The organism is Parabacteroides sp. AF17-28, assembly GCF_003479205.1.
GTDB classification, from domain to species: Bacteria; Bacteroidota; Bacteroidia; order Bacteroidales; family Tannerellaceae; genus Parabacteroides; species Parabacteroides acidifaciens.
In genome coordinates this window covers 36974-58585 of the sequence record NZ_QUGV01000025.1, presented here as the reverse complement: position 1 = coordinate 58585, position 21612 = coordinate 36974, and the positions used below count along the sequence as shown (strand labels likewise).

The following is a 21612-nucleotide window of genomic DNA, read 5'->3' as shown; positions in this document are numbered from 1 at the left end:
TGTTAATCCGCTTTTTTGACCTCAAAAAGGGACTTTTTCCTCTTTTTCGAGCGTTTTCCGCCATTACGACCGTCCTCTTTGCCATCGCGACCGTGCTAATGTGTAGTGCACTCGGCAGCTCGCGAAGATTAGCACGGTCGTAATGGCGATTTGGACGGTCGTAATTGAAAAGAGGACCGTCATAAGGGCAAAAAAGCCCCTAAATTTCCTTGGGATATTTGGAACGCCGTCCGTTTTATTTTCAAATATTCGATTCTCCGGGAGTTAAGGTTTACCACTTTGCTGCTGTTTTCGGTTATCAGCAATCAAATTGCACGCTTTTTGGAATGGGCTCGGCACCTCATTTTCTCTGTTGTCATCCGATCAGGCTAAAACCGTGAAAAAAGTCAATCCTAAATCGATCAGAATTTCGGACGAAATAGAAAAACGCCAAAAAAGAGGGTTATTGTAATTTTCAGGTTTAGACTGATCCGTATAATCTGCCTCATTCTTTATCATAAGAATACAACAATCCGAAGCTGATGCTCCCGATTAAGAGCAAGACTATGATATAATCGTTGATGGCTGTAAAAGAAGGAACCTGGGCGTAACTAAGTGATACGATCATTTCCTGTATCCCTTTGTACAAGCTGCTATCGCCTTGCAACCAGAATGTCAGGACCATTCCTGATATCAGGCAGAGTGTAATAATAATCTGCGGCAACAGGCTGTTCCGTTTAGGCAGCCGCCTCATTACCCGTTTAGAAAAGCCGTTATCCGCGAACTCCGCCTTGTTCGCTTTAAAGAGGTCGTATAGTTGTTTATCGTCAGACATAATTGATACTGTTACATTATATATTATACTCCGTGTTTTTAAAATACTCTGTCAGTTTCTTTTTCCCTCGCGACAGATGGGATTTCACTGTCCCGAGTGGTATGCTCATGATTCCGGCAATTGTTTCGACTGATTTGTCTTCCATGTAGAACAGAAGTACGACTGTCCGTTCATCGGCACGCAGAAGTAAAAGTGCACGAGTGAAATCAATTCCCAAATCTTTATCCTGGCTGCCGGCTGGCAAGATGTCGCCCAATGTTTCCACATCCAGCTCTGCTGAAAGCTTCCGGCTACGAATATAATCATAAAACGTATTGTACGCAATCCGGTAGAGCCAAGTCGAAAAGGTGGAGATGGAACGGAAGGAACCGATGTTGAGCCATGCTTTCATAAAAGTATCCTGCGCCAGGTCTTTGCTCAGTTCTTCGTCTCCACCCGTCAGGTTGAAGAAGAAGCGTCGCACAGGCGACTGGTAGGCTTCAACCAACCGGTTGAATGCTTTCCGGTCACCCAGCAAGATAACTTTTGAAACAAGTAGGGTGTCAATCTTCATCTTCTATTCCGTGTTTTTCCCAGATAACATGGATAATCAGAAAACCGATTCCGAGCATAAGGGGGATCAGGCCGACAGACAGACTTTGGAATGTATTTGCCATATTGGAGTTGAACAGTTGAAAGATCGAGATGCCGATACCAACCGAGATCAGGAGAATCGCTGTCTTGAGTGATTTGAACTTCTTACTCGGCTCTTTGATCAAGTCCTCCGGGAACTTTTCTCCTTTTTCGAGTGCTTTCACGTATAGTTCAGCTTTCAGTTGGTTACGCTTCTGATTTTCATTGCTTTTTATCCAGACCATAAAGATAACGAAGATAAAGGGAACTGTCAAAACAATAATCGGGATTAAATGATTGATCATAATCTTATACTTTTAAATTAAACATTCTTACAAATCTCATCTATTAGACGGAAGAAAGTAATCGTTTAGATGCAAAACAATGAAATATTCCTTTAAATCTTTATTATCTTTGTATCAGGATAATTAAAAAACTTGTATCTGTCTGAATGATAGTATGTAGTAGAAAGGTAGATAATTGTTGGTAATGATTTAGCGACAATGTAACTTCTTTGATATTCTGCGCTTTGCATCATCGTTTTGGCTTCGGTGGTTGCTTTTTTCGGTTTAATCATTTGGTTACTCACCCTTTAATAATACAATTATGACAGCAGATAACAGCCTTATGAAACGATACGGCAAGACAGTAGTTTATCTCTTATTGCTTCAGCGAAGTAAATCCGCAATACCTAATAGAGATTATTCAGACAACTATTTAATCCTCAAACAACAGAATATATGGCAAGGAACTCTTCTGACTGATAGCAAGACGGAAACACTGTTTAAAGTAGGACAACACGCCATATTGCCTCATTTAGTACACTTCCCCCACGATATGGGAAATCTTTGGAATTCTTTTTATAATTCACCCAATATTGAAAACAACCCCAAAAGGTGTGTTTTTATCAATAAAAATCCGCAAACACAAAAACATTATTACTTTCCTCATCTTCAAGAAGTGAAGCAACCAGTTCTTTGAGTTTACCACTGAGCTTGTTTTTGTAATATGCTTCTTCGAGTTCAGCAAAATCCAGTTCAAAGTGGTATGCATGTTCATAATAATTTAAAAGCCGGGGATTGATATACAACTCTTTTCCTTCAAAATCGGAAAGAGTTATTTTTTGGCGAAACAGTTCTCCTGTTGCTTTGTTGCGCATATAATACTTTGGTGTCGGAGATTTCCCTGTTTCCCGATAAGGGTAAACCGCCATAAACTGATATTTTCCCGCATCCATACAGATATCCATAACCGTCATTGGGGTTTGACTGCTCAATATTGGTTTTTTGTACATATATGGAGTTAAATGCTTTTCTTTGCTGTAATGAAAAACGGTGTCGGATTCAGGATTGTATAAAAGTAATCCGTCCGCCGACTTTCTCACACGTCCGTAACTCACCTGACTAGTAAATACACTGTTCAAATCTGTATAACTCAGATCTATATTTTTGTTTGGTAGTGAGATATAATCCAGCACTGTACCATCCAATTTGGAAATAAGAAAGAAAGCTGAATCAATGGTTTGTACTATATCTGGGGCATTGCTTTGTATGATAGATTTCCACAATTTCGTGTTATCATACACCAATATGGACACATCGTCAAACAAAGCCATTTGTCCGTTAACATTCGTCTGAGGTAAATTTATTTTCCTTTTGAATTCACCCAATGATGAATAGACCATAATATGATCGCTAAAGTCGGGCGAAACAAACACTTCATCATTTGCTTCGTCATACATTAGTGAATATGCATCTCTGTATTCTTCCGATCCTTGTCCCCTACGGTTAAAATGTGATTTGGGATTTCCCTCTTTTGAGAAAAACAGCACGCTGTTCTGAGAGCGGTCTATAACAATAATATTGTTTTCGGTTACATAATCAATGCTACCTTTATAGAGATAATCATCATTTTTTGAATTGAGGTACAGATAAGAGACATCCGCAATATCGGTGAGCTCAATTTTCTTTTCGGGATATTCTTTGGTGACATCAATAAATGCCAGTTTCTCTTGCAGTTCCTTATTAGAGGTGCAACTTGCAATTACAAGTGATAAGACTAAATAAAATACTTTTCTCATAATACAAAGATATTATTAATATCTAGAAAATCCTTATCAAAAGGCGGAACAATGGATACTATATCTCGCCTTTTGAATCATACAATGCTTTTTCAGCAGATGTATCTTTTTGATGGCGTTGTTCACTTGTGCGCCTCCCACATTGAACAGGTCGGTGATTTCCGCTGCCGTCATCCATACATTTGCACCCTTAAAAGTTGACCTCATAACTCTACTAATTTTTAGTGAACAAAATTATTCATTGTAGAGCTGTAAGAAGATATGCAAAACGTAGCCAATCAGCGCAATCAAACCGGGCAAACCTCTTTTTTCATGAGATATTTCATCGTTTCAAAAAAACGCCTGCATTTGCAAGCGTAAATTCCATTCTTCCCTTGTTTATCAGCATATTGTCTATCATCCACCTCACCGGGATAAAAGTAACGGGATGGTAACATAACTCCGGTTTCATTTGGCTTTTTATGTGGTTTCCGTTGGCTTCGCTCTCTATTCCCCTTTTTGCCTTAAACCATTTATTCACAACTGTCTTGCGCCGTTCTGCTCTACCATTCAAATTTTCTACTTATCTTTGCTTCGAATTCATCTTACACTGACGAAATAAATGAATGAGACCATATTAAACGGCTTATTAAATCTATTTGCTATTTTTGCTTCCTCCGTGCGGATTGAAAGGGAGCAGGCAAGTCGTGCCGTTCATTCGTATCTGTCCAGTCACTTCGGAGTACGTTCCCATAAAGAATATATCGAACTTTATAATGCGTTGCGCGAGATGTACGACGATTCGCTCTTTGTGCTTGACAAGGAGCAGATTGTCCGTAATATCTGCGAGCAGATGAAAGTGAAATTGCGTGCGGAAGAGCAGTTGCTTCTTTTGATCCGCTTTGTGGAGTTTGCCTATACGAACAGCGAAGAGGCGGAGAATCACCTGGAACTGTTCCGCCTGGTTGCCGATATTTTTGCGATTCCGCAGAAGGAGTTCGACGACTCGCTCGCTTTCATTACGGGCAAACCTTCTTCGTCTTTGCTGACCATCAGCGGGGAAGAGGAGGCGACCGGTAACCATATCGTGCGGAAAGGCATGGAAGGTTTTATCCGTGTCTTCTTTATCCGCCGCTTTGACAAGCAGATTTTTACTTATCACGGAAGCGGGCAGGTGTTCATGAACGATATTCCGCTTTCGCCGGATATGTTCTACGCCTGGCAGCACAGCAGTGTGTTGAAAGGACCGCTGTTCCTGCCTGTCTACTACAGTGACCTGCTGACCGTTTTTAATAAGAACGAGCGTAAGGAAGTGATCCATCTGGCCGGGCGTGATATTGATTTTACTTTTAAGAATAGCCATAACGGATTGCATAATTTCTCTTTCAACCTTGAATCCGGACAACTTGTTGCCATTATGGGAGGTAGCGGTGTTGGGAAGTCTACGCTGTTGGGTATTATGAACGGGAATATCCGTCCCGACCGGGGAACGATTACCGTGAACGGCCATCCGCTCGATTCGCCGGAAGCGCGTCAGTTGATCGGTTTCGTGCCGCAGGACGATTTGTTGATCGAGGAGCTGACCGTCTACCAGAATCTGTTATACACGGCTCGTCTCTGTTTTGCTCGTTTATCGGATAAAGAGATCGGGGAGCGTGTGGAGAAGGTGTTGAAGGAGCTGGACCTGGAAGAAATAAAAGACCTGGAAGTAGGTTCCCCGATCCGTAAGACGATCAGCGGCGGCCAGCGGAAACGCCTGAACATCGCGCTCGAGCTGATACGCGAACCGGCCATCCTGTACCTCGATGAGCCGACTTCGGGCCTGTCATCGTCCGATTCCGAGAAAGTCATTATGTTGCTGAAAGAGCAGACACACCGGGGAAAGTTGGTGGTCGTGAATATCCATCAACCTTCATCTGAAATATATAAATTGTTCGACCGGCTATGGCTGTTGGACAGAGGCGGTTATCCGATTTATGACGGGAACCCGATCGAAGCCATTACCTATTTCAAGCAGGCGGCCAAATATACCGATCCCGATATCAGCGTATGCAGTGCCTGCGGAAATGTCAATCCCGAACTGATCCTGAATATCATCGATTCCAAGAAGATCGACGATTCGGGGAACCAGACGAATATCCGGAAATTCACACCGGAGGAATGGCACGAGGAATATCTGAATTCCCGTCCCGTCTTTCCGGCTGTAAAGGAAGAGGCTTTGCCGGAAAACCAGCAAAAGAAACCTTCCTGGTGCAAACAGTTTCTGATCTTTCTGGAACGGAATATCCGTACGAAGCTGACGAATAAACCGTATTTAGCTATCACACTGTTGGAAGCCCCTTTGCTGGCCTTGATCGTCGCAATGCTGACCCGCTATATGGACGGGGATGAATATACGTTGCTTGCCAATAAGAATTTTGTTTCCTATATTTTCATGTCGGTGATCGTTGTCACTTTTATGGGGCTTAGTATCAGTGCCGAGGAGATCATAAAAGACCGGACGATCCTGAAGCGGGAACATTTCCTCCGGTTGAGCCGGAGCAGTTATCTGACATCCAAGATGGTTTATCTGCTGACCGTTTCCGGACTGCAATCCTTATTGTTTATCTTGGTGGGGAATGCGATTATCGGAGTGGGAGGCGAAATGTTTCTGACGTGGTGGACTATTTTGTGGGCAACCTCTTTCCTGGCAAACCTGACGGGGTTGATCCTGTCTCAGACAATGAGTTCGGTGGTTGCCATTTATATTACGATCCCACTTCTGTTGATCCCGCAGATATTGCTTTGCGGCCTGGTTATTAAGTTTGACGACCTGAACACCCGCGCCTCGGATGAGAATATCGTGCCGTTGATCGGAGAGGTGATCCCTTCCCGTTGGGCTTTCGAGGCATTAATGGTCGAGCAGTTCCGGGATAATGCTTACAACGGCCCGTACTTCCCGATCGAAAAGGAAAAATACCTGGCCCAGTATTATGAGAACGTGCATTCCCCGGAAGTACGCAGCCTGGCTGAACAGCTTGCCGGGAAGGATGATCCGGATAAGCGGAAAACCGTAGAGAATGAACTCGTCGTATTAAGCCGTGCCGCCCGTATCGCTCCCCGTGCCGCGAATGAGGATTATCTCTCTTACCTGGATAAAGTCGATGCCGCCCTGCATGAGCGGGCGCATAATTTTACGGCTTATCTCGATCAGGTACAGCAGGAACGGAGCCGGGAAAACGGAGCCGAATGGCTGACGGAGTTGAAGAAAGCCCATCATAATACGGCAATCGAAGACCTGGTAATGGGTACCGGAAGCCGCCATATGTATAAGGAAACGAACCACCGTATCTACCCGCTGATCGGGACGGTTTATGTGGAGCCGGATAACGCCTGGGGGCGTGCCGCCTTCTACAGTCATGAGAAAAATTGGGCCGGATATCATATTTCTACTTATAAATTTAATTTATTGGTTATAGGTTTCTTTGCATTATTGGCGATTATCGCTATATTCGCAGAGTTTCCGGGACGTTTCCTGAAACGGGACGAATTTTGAGGTTCGAGAGTAATAAATTATTAAATTATACAATATGAAAAAGAGTGTATTAAGCATGCTCGCCGTAGCAGCATTAGTGTTTGGAATGACTTCCTGCAACGGAGCCAAAAAAACAAACGAGGAAGCCGAAAAGACTGAAGAAGCTGCTGTTATAGCAGGTAAGGCTCCGAAAGACCTGTTGACTGAAGAGTTGAAACAGGAGACAATTCAATTGTTGAAGGACATGCCGGATTCGGAAATTCCTTATCGCCTTTCTACAGGTGAAGTAAAAGTAAATGTTGGTGATGTTAAATACATGGTGCCGGTTAGCAAGGCTGCCGAATTGAGCACTCCGACACAGAAAGCCCGTGCATTGGGTATGTACATGGCTGATTATAACGTATTGAAAGCTGTTGGCCAGCCGACTGCTGAGGTTGAAGCCGTGATTGCCAAGTTAGCTACAGACCTGAATGTATCTTTCGTATTGGATATCCTGAAGGAACAGGCTCCGAAAGATGCTACTAAAGAACAAATGCAGTCTTTCCTGAAAGAACAGGAAAACCAGATCATCGACAAGATGGCTGCTGAAAACAAGATAGATGCCGAAGTTGAAATGTTGGGCGCTGCTTCTGCCGAATATGCTTGCCTGATCGCTAACCCGACGTTGGTTGTACAGGGTGATGCTACTTCTGCAGGTCTTTCCGCAAATATGGAAAAACGTGTCAGCATGTTGGAAGAAGTGGTTGCAGATTTGGCCGCTTATTATCCTGATCTGAAACAGTTGGGCGAAACAATCTCTCCGTTGAAAGAAAAGGTTAACTCTATTCAGGAAGCCAGAGCTGCAAATGCAGAGATTATGGGTATCCGTGATGCGTTGCTGAAATAAGAATTCCTATACATTAGATAATAGAATAGCCCGGCTCTCAAAAGAAAGCCGGGCTATTTTGCTTTTAGCATTAACTTTCTTATCCCTTGTAGGCAATCGAAAGCAATGTGATATCGTCCGATTGGATCGCGCCAACAACAAATTCGCCAACTGTTTCGGTTATTTTTTCTACAACCTCTTTCGGGTCTTTCCCCGCCAATGAGCGGCAGTTTTCGAGCAGGCGTTGTTCGCTGTACTGTTCGTGCTTCGTGTTCATGGCCTCTGTCACCCCGTCGGTATAGAGGAACAGGTTATCGCCCGGAGACAGCCGTAATTCCTTCTCATGATAGCTGACATCTCCGATAGCACCCAATACCAGATCGTTAGTTGTCGGGACTTTGGACACGGAACCGTCTTTTTTCATCAGAACAGGTGGATTGTGCCCGGCATTGCAATACGTGACAACACCTGTCCGGATATTCAGGATACCGTAAAAAACGGTGACAAACATATCGTTCACACTTTCCTGGCAGAGTATGGCGTTGGAACGCTGCATGCACATCGATGCCGAATTTTCAGTGAGGGCGATGGCGCGTATAACCGTCCGGCTGATCGCCATGAAGATAGCGGCCGGAACGCCTTTACCCGATACGTCGGCAATGACAAAGCCCAAACGGTCTTGCCCGATGCGGAAGAAATCGTAGAAATCGCCTCCCACATATTTGGCCGCATTCATATAGGCATACAGGTCGAATGATTTCAGCTCCGGGAACGGGGGGAATGTCTTAGGCAGGATTGTCTGTTGGATCTCCTGGGCGACATGTAGGTCGTTCTGGATGGATTCCAACTGCGTGTGTTCCTTTTGCGCCTGTTTGATGAAAGCGATCTGTTCGGCCGCCTTTTCGATCGTCCGTTCGAGGTCTTCCAGGTTGATCGGCTTCGTAGTGAAGTCGAACGCTCCCTGGTTCATCGCGCTACGGATGTTTTCCATATCGCCGTAAGCCGATACCATAATACATTTGAGGGCCGGGTTACGCATCTCGTTAATCTTCGTGAGCAACGTCAGTCCGTCCATCTCCGGCATATTGATGTCACTCAGGATCACATCGAAGTCCGGTGTGGCAAGCAGCATCTGGAGCGCTTCCAGTCCGTTGTGGGCGAAGTGGAATTCATATTCGCCCTTCTTTATCTTGCGACGGAAATATTGGGTAAGCAGTATTTCCAGGTCCAGTTCGTCGTCTACACTTAATATTTTTATAGCCATAGCAGCATTGTTTCTCTGATTATTGAATCGGAATCGTGATGGTGAAACGGGTGAACTTGTCCGGTTCGGATTCCATCTCGATTGTTCCGTTGTGTTTTTGTTCGATGATTGATTTGGTGATGGAGAGGCCGAGTCCGGTTCCTTCGCCTACCGGTTTGGTAGTGAAGAACGGGGTGTAGAGCTTCTCCTTTACCTCTTGGGTAATGCCGGACCCGTTGTCTTCGATCACGAGGCGTACCTGGTCTCCGTCTTTCTTCAGGCTGACCTGGATTGTCGGGCTGTAAGGGTTTTCCGTGACGCCTTTTGATTTGCTGAACACAGCATAGCAGGCATTGTTCATCAGGTTGAGGACCGCGCGACTGAAATCTTGCGGGATCACTTTGACCGGCGGAAGTGTCTCGTCATATTCCTCTTTGATGGCAACATTGAAACTCTTGTTGTTGGCACGCACAGCATGGTAGGATAGCCAGACATATTCTTTTGTCAACTGGCAGAGATTGGTCGGGATATATTCATCGTCTTTTCCGCGTGAATAGAGCAGGATGCCCCGGACAATGCTTGAAGCCCGGTTCCCGTTATCCTCGATCTTGACCATGTTTTCTTTCAGGTCGTCCATGATTTCCCGGATTTCATCGTCTGCATCTTCCGGCAGTTTGCTCTCCAGTTCATCCAGAACATCTTCCATATCTTCCAACAACTTGCGCGATAGTTTGCTGAAATTGATCACAAAGTTAAGCGGGTTCTGTATCTCGTGTGCGATACCGGCGCTCAACAGTCCGAGTGATGCCATCTTTTCCTGCTGGCTGATCTGTTTTCTCAGACGTTCTAACTCATTTCTACTGTTATCATCCATTGTCGTTGCTCTTTTGGTAGATAGGAATCGTAATCATAAATTCGGTAAAGTTATCCTTCTCGCTCTTTACAATGATAGAGCCCTGATGGTTCAGGATCACTTCCCGGCAGAGGTATAAGCCGACACCGGCCGCTTCGGCGGTGGGCTTCGTGGTAAAGAACGGTTCGAATATCCGGGCTTTTATGCTGTCTTCGATACCGATACCGTTGTCGCGGATAGAGAGGAAAACCGTTCCGTTCAGCCGTTTTTCCACCTGGATGGTGATGAGCGGAGAGAATTCCTGCTTCTGCAACTTCTTCAGCAATGCATATACGCTGTTTTTGAGCAAGCTGAGCATTACTTTGTTCATTTGTTCGATGTTGATCTCCGCCATTACCGGCTCTTCCGGGCACAGAAGCTCGATCTCTATCTTATTCTTTTCAATGTCTTCCTTGAATAACTTGTTGATCACATCTACATTTACCTTGCAGAGGTTTCCGATGTCGGTGGAAGTGACGTCGCCATGCCGGTCTTTCAGCAGTTCTTCCATTGCCTTGACGATCCGGACCGTGTTGCAACCATGTTCGTTTATCTTCTGGAGGTTACTGTTGATCATGTCAAGAATCTCGATCGTGTCGTCATAATTCTCTTTAGACATGGTTTCCCGTTCGTTTGTGATATTCGACTTCAGGTCCTTGATCATACCGGCGGAAAGCCCGGCAAAGTTATTGATGTAGTTGATCGGGTTCAGGATACGGTCAACCAGACCTTTCGTCAATTGTCCGACCGTCGCCAGTTTCTCTTTGCGGACCAGCTCGTCTTGCGCCTTAGCTAAGGCATCGAGGGCATCGGACAGTTTTTTGGATTCGTTCAGCACCTGGTCGCGCTGGATGCGGAGCTCGATTGTCCGTTCTTCCACGACTTTGGCGAGATACTCTTTTTGTTTCAGCTGTTTGCGCAGTTTCCCCTTGTAGATATACAGGATGAATTGGGCAACGATCAAGGTGGCGATCCATCCTCCCCAGTCGTAATACATCGACAGGATAATCAATATCCAGTCGACTAATACAAGCTTCTCTACAATTTGCAGCCTCACTTTGAGTGATGCTATTTCTTTAATGTCGAAATCTGCCATATCAATGCATGTCTTTTGTCATTGTAAGTATATTCTTTCCTGCTGAACGACTGTAGGTGACCTCCGTCATCAGTTGTTTGACAAGATAGATTCCGAGTCCGCCTATCGGGCGCTCTTCCAGCGAAAGTGTCAGATCCGGTTCCTGTCTTTCCAGCGGATTGAAATCCGTGCCGGTATCTGTTATGACGATTGTCAGCCGTTTGTTTTCGTAGCTCATATCGATGCGGATATCCTGATCCTTCTTATCCGGATAGGCGTACAGGATGACGTTCGTCACAGCTTCTTCAAGTGCCAGCTTGACCTGCATCAATTGTAGTTCTTCCAGCCCGTAAGCAACAGCTTGCCGGTCCAGAAACGCGTATAGACGGGTTAACTGCTCCAGTTCGTTTTTTATAATTAGCGTGTTTGTCATCTGCCGGGATAGGGACGCTTGTTATTCGATCGTGAGAATGGATGAGAACCCGGTGATGTTCAGTATATCCATGATGTCTTTCTGGATATTCTTTAACCGGAAAGTTCCCCCTTTGGCTTTCATCCCTTTTTGCAGCGTGAGGAGCAGGCGAAGGCCGGCACTACTGATGTAGGTCAGTTCCGCCCCGTTCAGAACGACTGCCTCTGCCTCTCCGTGCAGGATAGGCGCGATCTCTTTTTCAAGATCGACGGAGGTCAATGTATCCAATTCGCCGGAAAGACTGATGACTGTTTCTTTCCCGTTGTCTATTGTTATCTTCATATTTTTTGTTCTTAATTTTTCTGTCCAAGCAAAAGTAAAGATAATCCTTTATGTGACCAAGTTATTTGCAACGATTTATATCCTTCATCCGAATATTTCGTTTATCTTTTCTTTAGCCTTCCTATCCATCGTCCGATTTCCCCGACCCAGAGAACCAGTGAAGTTGAACCGATGATAACTCCCCAGTCTTTTAAGGACAACGGGATAACGCTGAACATTTCGCCTCCGAAAGTAACAATCAGGTATTGTCCGATGATGATGAGCAGTGCGACCAGCAGGAAGCTCTTGCTCTCTTTCAGGTTGGCAAATGCCGAACTGCCTTCCATAAATGCTTTTGCGTTGAACATATTCCAGAATTGGAGCATCACGAAGAAGCTAAAGAACCAGGACAGGTCGTGCGGTGTCAGTCCGTCTTGTGCGTGGAAATAAAGCAGAATCCCCATCAGTACAATGACGAATGCCAGTCCGACACCGAATATATTGTAGGCCATCGGGCGAGTGATGATAAAGTCTCCATTCTTTCCGCTCCGACGAGGTTTGTCTTTCATGACCCGTTCGTTAGGCGGTAACGATGCCAATGCTCCGGCCGCGAATGTATCCATGATCAGGTTCACCCAAAGCATCTGTGTGATGGTAAGCGGCGATTCGGTTCCGAGTAACGAGCCCAACAGTACGATCAGACAAGCTGCCACATTGATGGTCAGCTGGAACAACAGGAACTTCTGGATATTCCGGTATAAAGAACGTCCCCACATCACCGCACGGGTAATGCTGCTGAACGAGTTATCCAGGATGGTAATATCGCTTGCTTCTTTTGCGACAGATGTCCCGTCTCCCATAGACAAGCCCACTTGTGCCGCTTTCAGGGCAGGCGCGTCGTTGGTCCCGTCACCCGTTACGGCGACTACGGCCCCTTTCTGTTGCAGCAACTGCACGAGGCGCTGTTTGTCGGTGGGGCGGGCGCGGCACATGATTTTCAGGTTGAGTACCCGATCCAATGCCTCCTCATCCGTCAAGGCTTCGAAGCCTGGTCCGGTGATCCAGTTACGTTCCGTATCTTCAGGCTTCCAGATACCGATCTGGCGTCCGATCTCTTTAGCCGTTCCCGGCGTGTCGCCGGTTACGATCTTAATGTCGATGCCTGCATCCAGACAGCTTTGTACGGCTGCCGGCACATCTGCACGCACGGGGTCGGAGATGGCGACGATTCCCAAATAGGTGAGGTCTGTGTTATGCAATCGGCCGTCGGCGAAGAACGCCGCATCCTGTCCGTCCTCGAGTATCTGGTAGGCAAATCCCAACGTGCGCATTGCCTGGTTCTGGTAGTCCAGTAATTGCTGTTCAATACCGGTCCGGCAAGCCTCGACTGTTTTATAGGTTCCGTCGATCGCCACCCGGTTGCTGTTAGCCAGCACGATTTCCGGTGCGCCTTTGACATACAGTACCCGCTTGCCCAATAAAGGCGATTGTACGACTGTCGCCATATATTTCCGTTCGGTGGAGAAGGTCAACTGATCCACCACCCGTGCGTTTTCCCTTATTTCCAGGTAATTCTGGTGCTGGCCGTTCAGCCATAACAGCAGGGCTGCTTCGGTCGGATTCCCCAATGTCTTTATTTTCTCGTCCGAGAAGTCGAGGTAAGCGGTCGAGTTGACCGATATGCCTTCCTTAATCAGATTACTCAGCTCGTCGTCCTCTAACTTCTGGTCTTTCAGGTTATAGAAATTCGTCTGGTACACCTGCATCTGGTTTTGGGTAAGCGTCCCTGTTTTATCGGTGCAGATAACAGTCGTTGCCCCCATTGTTTCGCAAGCATGCATCTTGCGGACCAGGTTGTTTGTTTTCAGCATACGGTTCATGCTGAGCGCCAGGCTGAGGGTCACACTCATCGGCAGCCCTTCCGGCACGGATACGACGATCAACGTAACCGCAACCATGAATATATTCAGGATATGGGCAATCAGGTCCATGACCGGCATTCCGGATGAAGCCAGCAAAAGCTTTGTCAGCAGCGCTATAAAAGTGATGGCCGCAATCGTATAACCCGCTTTGCTGATCACTTTCGCCAGTCCGGCCAGCTGGATCTGCAACGGCGTGTCGATATTGTTTTCTATCTGCGAGCCTTCATATACTTTCCCATATCCGGTTTCATCGCCTACTTTTTCAACTTCCATTACGCCGTGCCCGTCAACGACAGTCGTTCCGCGCATCACCACATTGGAAGGATAGGTCGCCTCTTCGTCGAAGTCCGCTTCGTTTGTCGTTTTGCTGATAACCGGTTCGCCGGTCAGTGTCGATTCGTTAATTTGCAGGGAGATCGCTTCCAGCAGGTGTCCGTCGGCGGGTACTTCTTCGCCTGTTTCCAACACGACGATATCACCGACAACCACCTCTTTTCGCGGAACCTGGCAGATATTCCCTTCGCGAATCACCTTCACAAAGATATCGTCGTTGACTGTATTCAACACGTCAAAAGCCTTGTTCGCTTTCACTTCAAAAAAGAAACCGACGCAAGACGCCAGCATGATGGCAAAGAAAATGCCGATCGGTTCGAGGAATGCCGTAAAGCCTTTCGCTTCCGGTCCCCAGCAATGAACGCCTGCTATAATCATCGACAGTAGCCAGGCTACCAGCAGAATCTTTATAATCGGGTCATTAAACTTTTCGATGAATTGGCTCCACAAGGAGGCTTTCTCCGGTGGGGTAAGGATGTTTTCGCCATGAAGGCGCCTGCTTTCTTCTACTTCTTGTTTGGTTAATCCTTGGTACTGATGTTTTTTCTCCATAAATTTATTAATCTGTTTCAGAAAATTGAGAGAGCAAATAAAGTAAAGTTAAGGGACATATACAAATACAAGGTGTTAATGTTTGTGTCGGCATGTGGCCGCTGCAGTATAGATTTCAAGCATGTTGAAATCGTTCATATCTGTCAAAAAATGAATCATTCTTCATAACAACGTCGTCACCTTCTCCGGTATATAGCTGGTGCGGATGCGCCATTCCTGCGGGTAAAGGTTGTTGGCCCGGTTGCCGAGATGCTTGGCGAAGCCGAGGGGGAATCCTTTATAGCGAAGTAATACGTAGCCTTTTTCCGTATCATCGGGCAGGAGAAGGGCTTCTTTTTTCAGATACCGGATCGCGTTGTCCCAGTCCAGCTCGACCGAAGGGAAGGCGTCCGGATGCAAAGCGGTACTGAGCGCCAGCTCTTGGGCAGGGATGAAGTCTTTTCCTTTGGCTTCGCCGATGCAGATGCCGGCGGAGAGGATGCGCAGGTGTTCGCGGAGCAGCGGATAAACCTGTCGGACGGATTCGGGATGCATCCGGAGGAAATTGCCGTTCCATTCGGATGAAAACAGGTCGGCATCCGATAGATACGATTTGACAGCTTCGGGCGTGGCCGGTACGGCTTTCCCTTTCTCCTTTTTGTTTTTACTTTTGAACCGTATCTCTTCCGTTTCCCCTTCGGCTTTCCGGAGGACGGCCAGGAAGAAGCCTTCGCCTTTAGTCTTGTGCGGGAAAAAGCGGTAGACCGGGTGATCGTATTTGAGCGGGCCGGTCGTTTGCCATTCTTCTTTCACCGGAATGGACAGGGCTTCGGCGCCTAATTCCTCAATTATATAATGTATGTTTTCCTCGTCCTCTTCGGTATTGTAGGTGCAGGTGCTGTAGACCAGCAGGCCGCCCGGTTTCAAGGCGTTCCAGATGTCATGGATGATACGGCGCTGGCGTCCGGCACAGAGTTCGACGTTGGCCACGCTCCACTCGCCTGTACTGTCGGTGTCTTTGCGGAACATACCCTCGCCAGAGCAGGGCACGTCGGTGACGATCACGTCGAACAGATGCGTAAGACGGCCGATCTCCTCCGGATCGTTATTGGTGACAATGCTGTTCGGGTTTCCCCATTTGGCGATGTTTTCAGCCAGGATGTTACTCCGGCTGCGGATCACTTCGTTGCTGACAAGCAGGCTTCCTTCCGGCAGCAGGCTGAGCAGGTGTGTCGATTTTCCACCCGGAGCGGCACACAGGTCGAGGCACCGGACCGGCGCTTTTACATAATTCCGTATCGCCTGTTCGAGGAACATGGAGGAGGCTTCCTGCACGTAGTAGGCTCCGGCGTGGAACAGCGGGTCGAATGTGAACGACAACCGTTCCGGTAGGTAATAGCCCGTTTCGCACCAGGCAACCCGGTTGTCCGGCGCTCCTGCTTGGGGAGCAGGTGTCCCTTTCTTCTCGTTTATACGGATACTGACGGGGACGTCGGCCCCTAACGCAGCCTCTAACCTGTCGAACTCATTTCCCAGTAATGCGCGGGTACGTGTGATAAAATCTATAGGAAGTGCCATCTTATTCTGCTTGTTTGGCACAAAAGTACTATTTTTGTATCGAATAAAAAACGGTCATCGGTCCGGCATATCCGATTTATGAATTATGCAAGCATCTCTTTACCTCATACCGGTTACGCTTGGCGACGTTGAACACCGCCGGGTTCTTCCCGAATACAACCGCGAAGTGATCCTTTCCATCCGCCATTTTATTGTGGAGAATGTGCGTACGGCACGTCGTTTCCTGAAGAAGATGGAGCCGTCTATCGTGATAGACGACCTGACTTTTTACGAATTGAACAAGCATACCTCATCCGAAGATGTGGCCGGTTATCTGGCCCCTTTGGCAAAAGGTGAATCGGTCGGCGTGATTTCGGAGGCGGGGTGTCCGGCTGTTGCCGATCCGGGTGCGGATGTTGTGGCGATTGCACAACGGAAGGGCTACAAAGTGGTCCCGTTAGTGGGACCGTCTTCCATCCTGATGTCGGTTATGGGGTCCGGCTTTAACGGCCAGAGCTTCGCTTTTCACGGCTATCTGCCGATCGACGCTTCGGAACGGACCAACACGATCAAGAAACTGGAAGGCCGTATCTATTCGGAGAACCAGACGCAGTTGTTCATCGAAACGCCTTACCGCAACAACAAGCTGGCGGAAGAGCTGATTCGTACCTGTCGCCCGTCCACTAAACTTTGTATTGCATCGAACATAACCTGTGAGGATGAATATATCCACACGCGTCCGGTAAAGGAATGGGCCGGTAAAGTGCCCGATCTGAGTAAGAAACCGACAATCTTCTTAATCTATAAATAAATGGCAGCTTATCAGGCACACGAAACAGCGGTTATCGACCCCGGATGCACGATCGGTGATAATACCCGTATCTGGCATTTCTCGCATATCATGTCCGGTTGTACGATCGGGCAGGACTGTAACATCGGACAGAATGTAGTGATCTCGCCGGAAGTGGTTCTCGGGAATAATGTGAAAGTCCAGAATAACGTATCCGTTTATACCGGAGTGACGTGTGAAGACGATGTCTTTTTAGGTCCCAGTTGCGTATTCACCAATGTGATCAATCCTCGTAGTGCCGTCGTTCGCAAGAACCAATATCAGAAAACCCATATCGGCAAAGGGGCGACTGTCGGAGCGAATGCAACCATCGTTTGTGGCCATTCTATCGGTGAATATGCTATGATCGGTGCAGGGGCTGTTGTAACCAAAGATATTTCCCCTTATGCCTTGGTTGTCGGTAATCCGTCCGTTCAGATCGGCTGGGTAAGCGAATACGGCCATCGTCTCGATTTCAACGAAAAAGGTATTGCCGTATGTCCCGAAAGCGGGCAGCAATACCTATTAGATAACAATGTCGTAAAACGTATCTTATAAGGGCGGGGTTCGCTCGCCCTTAACAGCTGTGATGATAATCAATCTCCATTAAGCCATCTTTTCCCTTTCGGAGTGAGTAAAAAGATAAGGAATGCACCTCCAAAAATAATAATCGTACTACATAAATAGATAAAAGTCATAATTTACTCCTTTCCTTTTATAAATAAGATAAAACTAATACAAGCCAATAACGTAACCGCAATAGTTCCAAGAACAAAAATAAAGAATTTATTGACATCAAGGCTCATGATGTTTACTAAAATAACACCGGCGAAGACTAACTTAGATAAATCGAGGCCATATTTACTGATTTCTAAATAGATTGCTTTTAATAGTCTTCGATTCTTTCTTAGCGAAGTCTTTTTAGTGTAATAAACTTGTTTTGCAGGTATTTTGCTCATAGTTAATTATTTTGATTGTTAATAATGCCCCAAAGATATAAAAAAGGCGGACAAGTTAATCATCCGCCTCCTCTTTTATTTTTTAGCAAGCCTTGAAGCTCATATCCAGACCCTTGACGGAGTGGGTCAGTGCTCCGACCGAGATATAGTCGACACCGCATTCCGCATAGTCGCGAAGTGTGGCAAAGGTGATACCGCCGGAAGATTCCAGCTCGTAACGACCGGCAACCATTTCGACAGCTTTCTTCGTATTCTCGATATTGAAGTTGTCCAGCATGATGCGGTCGATGCCGCCGACACGCATGGCTTCCTGCAATTCGTCGAAGTTACGGACTTCGATTTCGATCTTCAGATCCTTGTTCTTCTCTTTCAGATATTGATGACAACGTGTGATCGCCGCTTCGATGCCTCCGGCAAAATCCACATGGTTATCTTTCAGCAGAATCATGTCGAACAAACCGATACGATGATTTACACCGCCGCCGATTTTAACCGCTTCCTTTTCGATCATGCGCAGACCCGGAGTCGTTTTACGCGTATCCAACACGCGTGTTTTCGTGCCTTCCAGCGCTTTTACGTATTTGCGTGTAGTCGTTGCGATACCGCTCATGCGTTGCATCACGTTCAGCATCAGGCGTTCGGTCTGCAAGAGAGACTGCACTTTTCCTTCTACGACGAAAGCAATATCGCCTTTCTTCACTTCAGTCCCGTCCTGTATAAACGTCGTCATTTTCAAATCTGGATCGAAAGCCCGGAAGATGCGTTCAGCCATTTCGACACCGGCCAATACACCGTCTTCTTTTACGATCAGTTGGCTTTTACCCATTTCCGTTGCCGGGATACAACACAGCGTTGTATGGTCGCCATCACCTATATCTTCTGCAAATGCCAGGCGGATCAGTTCCGCAATCAGTTGTTCTTTTGTTTCTTTTAAATTCATATCCTTTATTATTCTATTCTGACAGATTGTATAATCGCTTTGTCTCCTTCCGCCCGGTAGGTCACGTTTACGCGGTATTCACCGGATGCGGTAGGCAGTTTGCCGACAAAGAAACCATTCTCTTTTTTATCAGCATGATGCACGACTGTGAATCCTGTCGGTTTATGACTTCCGAAGAAGGCATTCAGCATTGAAACAGCATCGTTTGCGTTGCACTTTTTGGACGAACCCGGTAGGGCCATGTCGACTTCCTTGTCCATTGATCCGCTGAGCGACGAGGCGTTGCCTCCCTTGAAAGCATTCGAAATCGGAGCGATATCGGCAGCCATCACACTCAGAACCGAGAGAACCAATGCCAACGTAAGAAATAATCGTTTCATAAGCTATCTCCTCTTTTTATGAGTACTATCATGCAAAGGTATGTATTTTTTCCTGTAATTTAGCGCCTTCAATCTCTAAAATGTAAACGAATGAAAATTGCGCTAATTGTGATAGGTAAGACGGATGCCGGCTATTTTGTAGAAGCGATCAATGAATATAAGAACCGTCTGGTCCATTATATCCCCTTTGAACTGGAAGTGATTCCCGACATCAAGAACGTCAAGAACCTGTCCGAACCGCAGCAGAAAGAGAAGGAGGGAGAACTGATACTGAAGGCGTTGCAACCCGGAGATTATTTGGTTTTGTTGGATGAAAAAGGAAAAGAGTTTACATCTATGCAGTTTTCCGCGTATCTCGAAAAGAAGATGCATACCGTTCCGAAGCGGTTGGTCTTTGTCGTCGGTGGCCCGTATGGTTTCAGTGAGGCTGTTTACAAAGCATCTGCCGAGAAAATATCATTGAGTAAAATGACCTTTTCCCACCAGATGATTCGTTTGATTTTTGTCGAACAGATTTATCGGGCGATGACGATCCTAAATAATGAACCGTACCATCATGAATAATAATGTATCAATGTGCAAATATGCCAATGTGCCAATTATAATACAAACGATTGCTGTTTTCATTGGCATATTGGCACATTGAATAATTGGCACATTATTATTCCCTTGTCTTTTGTAGCAACAGATAATCCAGTAATGTCATCGCAGTCATCGATTCGACGATAGGCACTGCACGTGGCAAGACGCACGGGTCATGGCGGCCACGAGCCTTTAATATCGTATCTTCGCCATCCATATTAACCGTTTCCTGTTCCATCAGGATCGTGGCAACCGATTTGAAGGCGACGCGGAAGTAAATATCCTGTCCGTTCGAGATACCTCCCTGGATTCCACCGGAATGGTTGGTGCGGGTGTTGATATGCCCGTTGTCGTTAAAGAAACGGTCATTTCGTTCCGATCCCCGGTATAAGGCAGCATCGAAACCATCGCCATACTCAAAACCTTTTACGGCATTGATCGTCAGCATGGCATGTCCTAACGCTGCATGCAGTTTCCCGAAAACCGGTTCGCCCAGCCCTACGGGAACCCCTTTGGCTACACATGTGATGACACCGCCGATCGTATCGCCTTTGGATTTGACTTCTGCTATCAGTGCTTCCATTTCGGCCGCTGTTGCCGCGTCGGGACATCGTACGGCCGTATCTTCCACCTTACTGAGATCATAATTCGCATAAGAACCTTCCAGCTTGATGTTTCCTACCTGGGAAGTATAAGCCTGGATGCTGATCCCTTTCTGGCGGAGTGCTAACTTGGCGATTGCACCAGCAACACAACGCGCGATTGTCTCGCGTGCCGACGAACGTCCGCCGCCCCGGGGATCACGGATCCCGTATTTTGTCTGATAGGTATAATCGGCATGTGAAGGGCGGTAGACGCTCTTCATATTGTCGTAGTCCGACGAATGCTGATTCTTGTTCCAGATGATAAAGCCGATCGGAGTACCAGTCGTCTTCCCTTCATAAATGCCGGAAAGAAACTGTACTTCGTCGTCTTCCTTACGTGGAGTTGTGATCTTGGACTGTCCCGGCTTACGGCGGTTCAGTTCGCTTTGGATAAAAGCCGTGTCCAGCTCGATCCCGGCCGGGCATCCGTCAATCACGCCTCCGATTCCGGGACCGTGCGATTCTCCGAAAGAGGTCAGTCTGTATATGTTTCCGAACGTATTCACCTTATATTAGTGGCAACCGCCGCATCCACATCCACCATCATGATTGTGGTCTCCACAATCGCTTCCGCAATCGTCGCATCCGCAACCGCATCCTCCTGCCGGAGCAGAAAGAGCTGCTATTTCTTCGGCTGTCGGTTCGTGTACATCGATAACATCACCGCTGAAATGCAGTGTTTCGCCTGCCAACGGATGATTGAAGTCCATTACGACTACATCGTCTTTCACTTCTAAAACAGAACCGTTCATGCGGTTACCGTTTGAATCCATCATCGGAACCGTGTTGCCTTCTTTGATCATTTCCGAGTCGAACTTGCCGTCCACTTCGAAAATATTCTTCGGCAGGTCCAAAACGTGTTCCTCCACATACTCGCCGTATGCATCAGCCGGAGCTATAGAGAAGTTAAATTTGTTGCCTACTTCCAGGTCTTTCAGAGCGTCTTCAAAAGCGGGGAGCATAGCGCCTGTGCCGAAGATAAATTTCAGAGGCATTTCGGCTGTTGCTCTTTCCATCAATTCGCGTTCTTCGCCTTCGCCTACGTTCAGGTCGTAAGTAACTGCAACGAACTTATTTGCTGTAATTTTCATTATAAAATTGTTTTTGTGATAAATAAAACGATGACAA

The 21612-nt window shown here is 46.7% G+C and carries 22 protein-coding genes; 5 read left to right on the top strand and 17 right to left on the bottom strand.

Annotated features, from left to right (window positions below):
• Positions 1–484: 484 nt before the first annotated feature.
• From DWW90_RS16165 to DWW90_RS20530, 5 genes are all read right to left on the bottom strand, one after another.
• The gene (locus DWW90_RS16165) at positions 485–814 is read right to left on the bottom strand and encodes a DUF5056 domain-containing protein (protein WP_122345708.1); all 330 of its coding nucleotides are present in this window, start codon (positions 812–814) and stop codon (positions 485–487) included.
• A gap of 16 nt (positions 815–830) precedes the next feature.
• Positions 831–1367, bottom strand: coding sequence for an RNA polymerase sigma factor (locus DWW90_RS16160; RefSeq protein ID WP_122345707.1), 537 nt, complete (start codon positions 1365–1367; stop codon positions 831–833).
• Positions 1357–1731, bottom strand: coding sequence for a DUF6249 domain-containing protein (locus DWW90_RS16155; RefSeq protein WP_115500154.1), 375 nt, complete (start codon positions 1729–1731; stop codon positions 1357–1359). Before DWW90_RS16155 ends, DWW90_RS16160 begins: the two co-directional genes overlap by 11 nt.
• 602 nt (positions 1732–2333) lie before the next feature.
• Positions 2334–3506: a 6-bladed beta-propeller gene (locus DWW90_RS16145; protein ID WP_122345705.1), complete on the bottom strand. Its 1173-nt coding sequence runs from the start codon at positions 3504–3506 to the stop codon at positions 2334–2336.
• A 36-nt stretch (positions 3507–3542) separates the two neighbouring features.
• Positions 3543–3713 (bottom strand): hypothetical protein, encoded by a 171-nt coding sequence (locus tag DWW90_RS20530; protein WP_158582854.1) that lies wholly within the window; start codon positions 3711–3713, stop codon positions 3543–3545.
• Between the two features lie 394 nt (positions 3714–4107).
• Between DWW90_RS20530 and DWW90_RS16135 the strand changes: the two genes are divergently transcribed.
• Together DWW90_RS16135 and DWW90_RS16130 are read left to right on the top strand one after the other, a co-directional pair.
• Positions 4108–7020: an ATP-binding cassette domain-containing protein gene (locus DWW90_RS16135; protein ID WP_122345703.1), complete on the top strand. Its 2913-nt coding sequence runs from the start codon at positions 4108–4110 to the stop codon at positions 7018–7020.
• Between the two features lie 34 nt (positions 7021–7054).
• Positions 7055–7885: a hypothetical protein gene (locus DWW90_RS16130; protein ID WP_115500152.1), complete on the top strand. Its 831-nt coding sequence runs from the start codon at positions 7055–7057 to the stop codon at positions 7883–7885.
• Positions 7886–7964: 79 nt separating this feature from the next.
• On the opposite strand, the gene DWW90_RS16125 is transcribed toward DWW90_RS16130, so the two are convergent.
• The 7 genes from DWW90_RS16125 to DWW90_RS16090 all read right to left on the bottom strand — a co-directional run bounded on the left by DWW90_RS16125 (position 7965) and on the right by DWW90_RS16090 (position 16171).
• On the bottom strand, positions 7965–9128 hold the full coding sequence (locus DWW90_RS16125) for a PP2C family protein-serine/threonine phosphatase (RefSeq protein ID WP_115500151.1): 1164 nt from the start codon (positions 9126–9128) through the stop codon (positions 7965–7967).
• Positions 9129–9147: 19 nt separating this feature from the next.
• Positions 9148–9981: a sensor histidine kinase gene (locus DWW90_RS16120; protein ID WP_122345702.1), complete on the bottom strand. Its 834-nt coding sequence runs from the start codon at positions 9979–9981 to the stop codon at positions 9148–9150.
• The gene (locus DWW90_RS16115) at positions 9974–11095 is read right to left on the bottom strand and encodes a sensor histidine kinase (protein ID WP_122345701.1); all 1122 of its coding nucleotides are present in this window, start codon (positions 11093–11095) and stop codon (positions 9974–9976) included. The genes DWW90_RS16120 and DWW90_RS16115 overlap by 8 nt, the downstream gene beginning before the upstream one ends.
• A 1-nt stretch (position 11096) precedes the next feature.
• A complete protein-coding gene (locus DWW90_RS16110) occupies positions 11097–11507 on the bottom strand; it encodes an ATP-binding protein (RefSeq protein WP_122333572.1) in 411 nt (136 codons plus the stop codon).
• Between the two features lie 21 nt (positions 11508–11528).
• A complete protein-coding gene (locus tag DWW90_RS16105) occupies positions 11529–11828 on the bottom strand; it encodes an STAS domain-containing protein (protein WP_115500147.1) in 300 nt (99 codons plus the stop codon).
• 101 nt (positions 11829–11929) lie between these two features.
• The gene (locus DWW90_RS16100) at positions 11930–14614 is read right to left on the bottom strand and encodes a calcium-translocating P-type ATPase, PMCA-type (protein ID WP_122345700.1); all 2685 of its coding nucleotides are present in this window, start codon (positions 14612–14614) and stop codon (positions 11930–11932) included.
• Between the two features lie 162 nt (positions 14615–14776).
• Positions 14777–16171, bottom strand: a complete 1395-nt coding sequence (locus DWW90_RS16090) for an rRNA cytosine-C5-methyltransferase (protein ID WP_122345698.1) — start codon at positions 16169–16171, stop codon at positions 14777–14779.
• An 85-nt stretch (positions 16172–16256) separates the two neighbouring features.
• Between DWW90_RS16090 and DWW90_RS16085 the strand changes: the two genes are divergently transcribed.
• A complete protein-coding gene (locus DWW90_RS16085; RefSeq protein ID WP_122345697.1) occupies positions 16257–16961 on the top strand; it encodes an SAM-dependent methyltransferase in 705 nt (234 codons plus the stop codon).
• Positions 16962–17537: an acyltransferase gene (locus DWW90_RS16080; RefSeq protein WP_122345696.1), complete on the top strand. Its 576-nt coding sequence runs from the start codon at positions 16962–16964 to the stop codon at positions 17535–17537.
• 143 nt (positions 17538–17680) lie between these two features.
• Here DWW90_RS16080 and DWW90_RS21030 read toward each other — a convergent pair whose 3' ends face one another.
• The 3 genes from DWW90_RS21030 to DWW90_RS16065 all read right to left on the bottom strand — a co-directional run bounded on the left by DWW90_RS21030 (position 17681) and on the right by DWW90_RS16065 (position 19258).
• Positions 17681–17938, bottom strand: coding sequence for a DUF6722 family protein (locus DWW90_RS21030; protein WP_222940356.1), 258 nt, complete (start codon positions 17936–17938; stop codon positions 17681–17683).
• An 82-nt stretch (positions 17939–18020) separates the two neighbouring features.
• Positions 18021–18878: a carboxylating nicotinate-nucleotide diphosphorylase gene (nadC, locus tag DWW90_RS16070; RefSeq protein ID WP_122333576.1), complete on the bottom strand. Its 858-nt coding sequence runs from the start codon at positions 18876–18878 to the stop codon at positions 18021–18023.
• An 8-nt stretch (positions 18879–18886) separates the two neighbouring features.
• Positions 18887–19258, bottom strand: a complete 372-nt coding sequence (locus DWW90_RS16065) for a DUF4783 domain-containing protein (protein WP_115500141.1) — start codon at positions 19256–19258, stop codon at positions 18887–18889.
• A gap of 90 nt (positions 19259–19348) precedes the next feature.
• Between DWW90_RS16065 and rlmH the strand changes: the two genes are divergently transcribed.
• On the top strand, positions 19349–19822 hold the full coding sequence (rlmH, locus tag DWW90_RS16060; protein ID WP_122345695.1) for a 23S rRNA (pseudouridine(1915)-N(3))-methyltransferase RlmH: 474 nt from the start codon (positions 19349–19351) through the stop codon (positions 19820–19822).
• 97 nt (positions 19823–19919) lie between these two features.
• On the opposite strand, the gene aroC is transcribed toward rlmH, so the two are convergent.
• Both aroC and DWW90_RS16050 read right to left on the bottom strand, forming a co-directional pair.
• Positions 19920–20990: a chorismate synthase gene (gene aroC / locus DWW90_RS16055; protein ID WP_122345694.1), complete on the bottom strand. Its 1071-nt coding sequence runs from the start codon at positions 20988–20990 to the stop codon at positions 19920–19922.
• Positions 20991–20996: 6 nt separating this feature from the next.
• Positions 20997–21575, bottom strand: a complete 579-nt coding sequence (locus DWW90_RS16050) for a peptidylprolyl isomerase (protein WP_115500138.1) — start codon at positions 21573–21575, stop codon at positions 20997–20999.
• Positions 21576–21612: the final 37 nt, after the last annotated feature.

Coding starts and splice junctions, on each gene's coding strand:
- DWW90_RS16165 (WP_122345708.1), bottom strand. CDS start 814: ATGTCTGACGATAAACAACTATACGACCTCTTTAAAGCGAACAAGGCG.
- DWW90_RS16160 (WP_122345707.1), bottom strand. CDS start 1,367: ATGAAGATTGACACCCTACTTGTTTCAAAAGTTATCTTGCTGGGTGAC.
- DWW90_RS16155 (WP_115500154.1), bottom strand. CDS start 1,731: ATGATCAATCATTTAATCCCGATTATTGTTTTGACAGTTCCCTTTATC.
- DWW90_RS16145 (WP_122345705.1), bottom strand. CDS start 3,506: ATGAGAAAAGTATTTTATTTAGTCTTATCACTTGTAATTGCAAGTTGC.
- DWW90_RS20530 (WP_158582854.1), bottom strand. CDS start 3,713: ATGAGGTCAACTTTTAAGGGTGCAAATGTATGGATGACGGCAGCGGAA.
- DWW90_RS16135 (WP_122345703.1), top strand. CDS start 4,108: ATGAATGAGACCATATTAAACGGCTTATTAAATCTATTTGCTATTTTT.
- DWW90_RS16130 (WP_115500152.1), top strand. CDS start 7,055: ATGAAAAAGAGTGTATTAAGCATGCTCGCCGTAGCAGCATTAGTGTTT.
- DWW90_RS16125 (WP_115500151.1), bottom strand. CDS start 9,128: ATGGCTATAAAAATATTAAGTGTAGACGACGAACTGGACCTGGAAATA.
- DWW90_RS16120 (WP_122345702.1), bottom strand. CDS start 9,981: ATGGATGATAACAGTAGAAATGAGTTAGAACGTCTGAGAAAACAGATC.
- DWW90_RS16115 (WP_122345701.1), bottom strand. CDS start 11,095: ATGGCAGATTTCGACATTAAAGAAATAGCATCACTCAAAGTGAGGCTG.
- DWW90_RS16110 (WP_122333572.1), bottom strand. CDS start 11,507: ATGACAAACACGCTAATTATAAAAAACGAACTGGAGCAGTTAACCCGT.
- DWW90_RS16105 (WP_115500147.1), bottom strand. CDS start 11,828: ATGAAGATAACAATAGACAACGGGAAAGAAACAGTCATCAGTCTTTCC.
- DWW90_RS16100 (WP_122345700.1), bottom strand. CDS start 14,614: ATGGAGAAAAAACATCAGTACCAAGGATTAACCAAACAAGAAGTAGAA.
- DWW90_RS16090 (WP_122345698.1), bottom strand. CDS start 16,171: ATGGCACTTCCTATAGATTTTATCACACGTACCCGCGCATTACTGGGA.
- DWW90_RS16085 (WP_122345697.1), top strand. CDS start 16,257: ATGCAAGCATCTCTTTACCTCATACCGGTTACGCTTGGCGACGTTGAA.
- DWW90_RS16080 (WP_122345696.1), top strand. CDS start 16,962: ATGGCAGCTTATCAGGCACACGAAACAGCGGTTATCGACCCCGGATGC.
- DWW90_RS21030 (WP_222940356.1), bottom strand. CDS start 17,938: ATGAGCAAAATACCTGCAAAACAAGTTTATTACACTAAAAAGACTTCG.
- nadC (WP_122333576.1), bottom strand. CDS start 18,878: ATGAATTTAAAAGAAACAAAAGAACAACTGATTGCGGAACTGATCCGC.
- DWW90_RS16065 (WP_115500141.1), bottom strand. CDS start 19,258: ATGAAACGATTATTTCTTACGTTGGCATTGGTTCTCTCGGTTCTGAGT.
- rlmH (WP_122345695.1), top strand. CDS start 19,349: ATGAAAATTGCGCTAATTGTGATAGGTAAGACGGATGCCGGCTATTTT.
- DWW90_RS16050 (WP_115500138.1), bottom strand. CDS start 21,575: ATGAAAATTACAGCAAATAAGTTCGTTGCAGTTACTTACGACCTGAAC.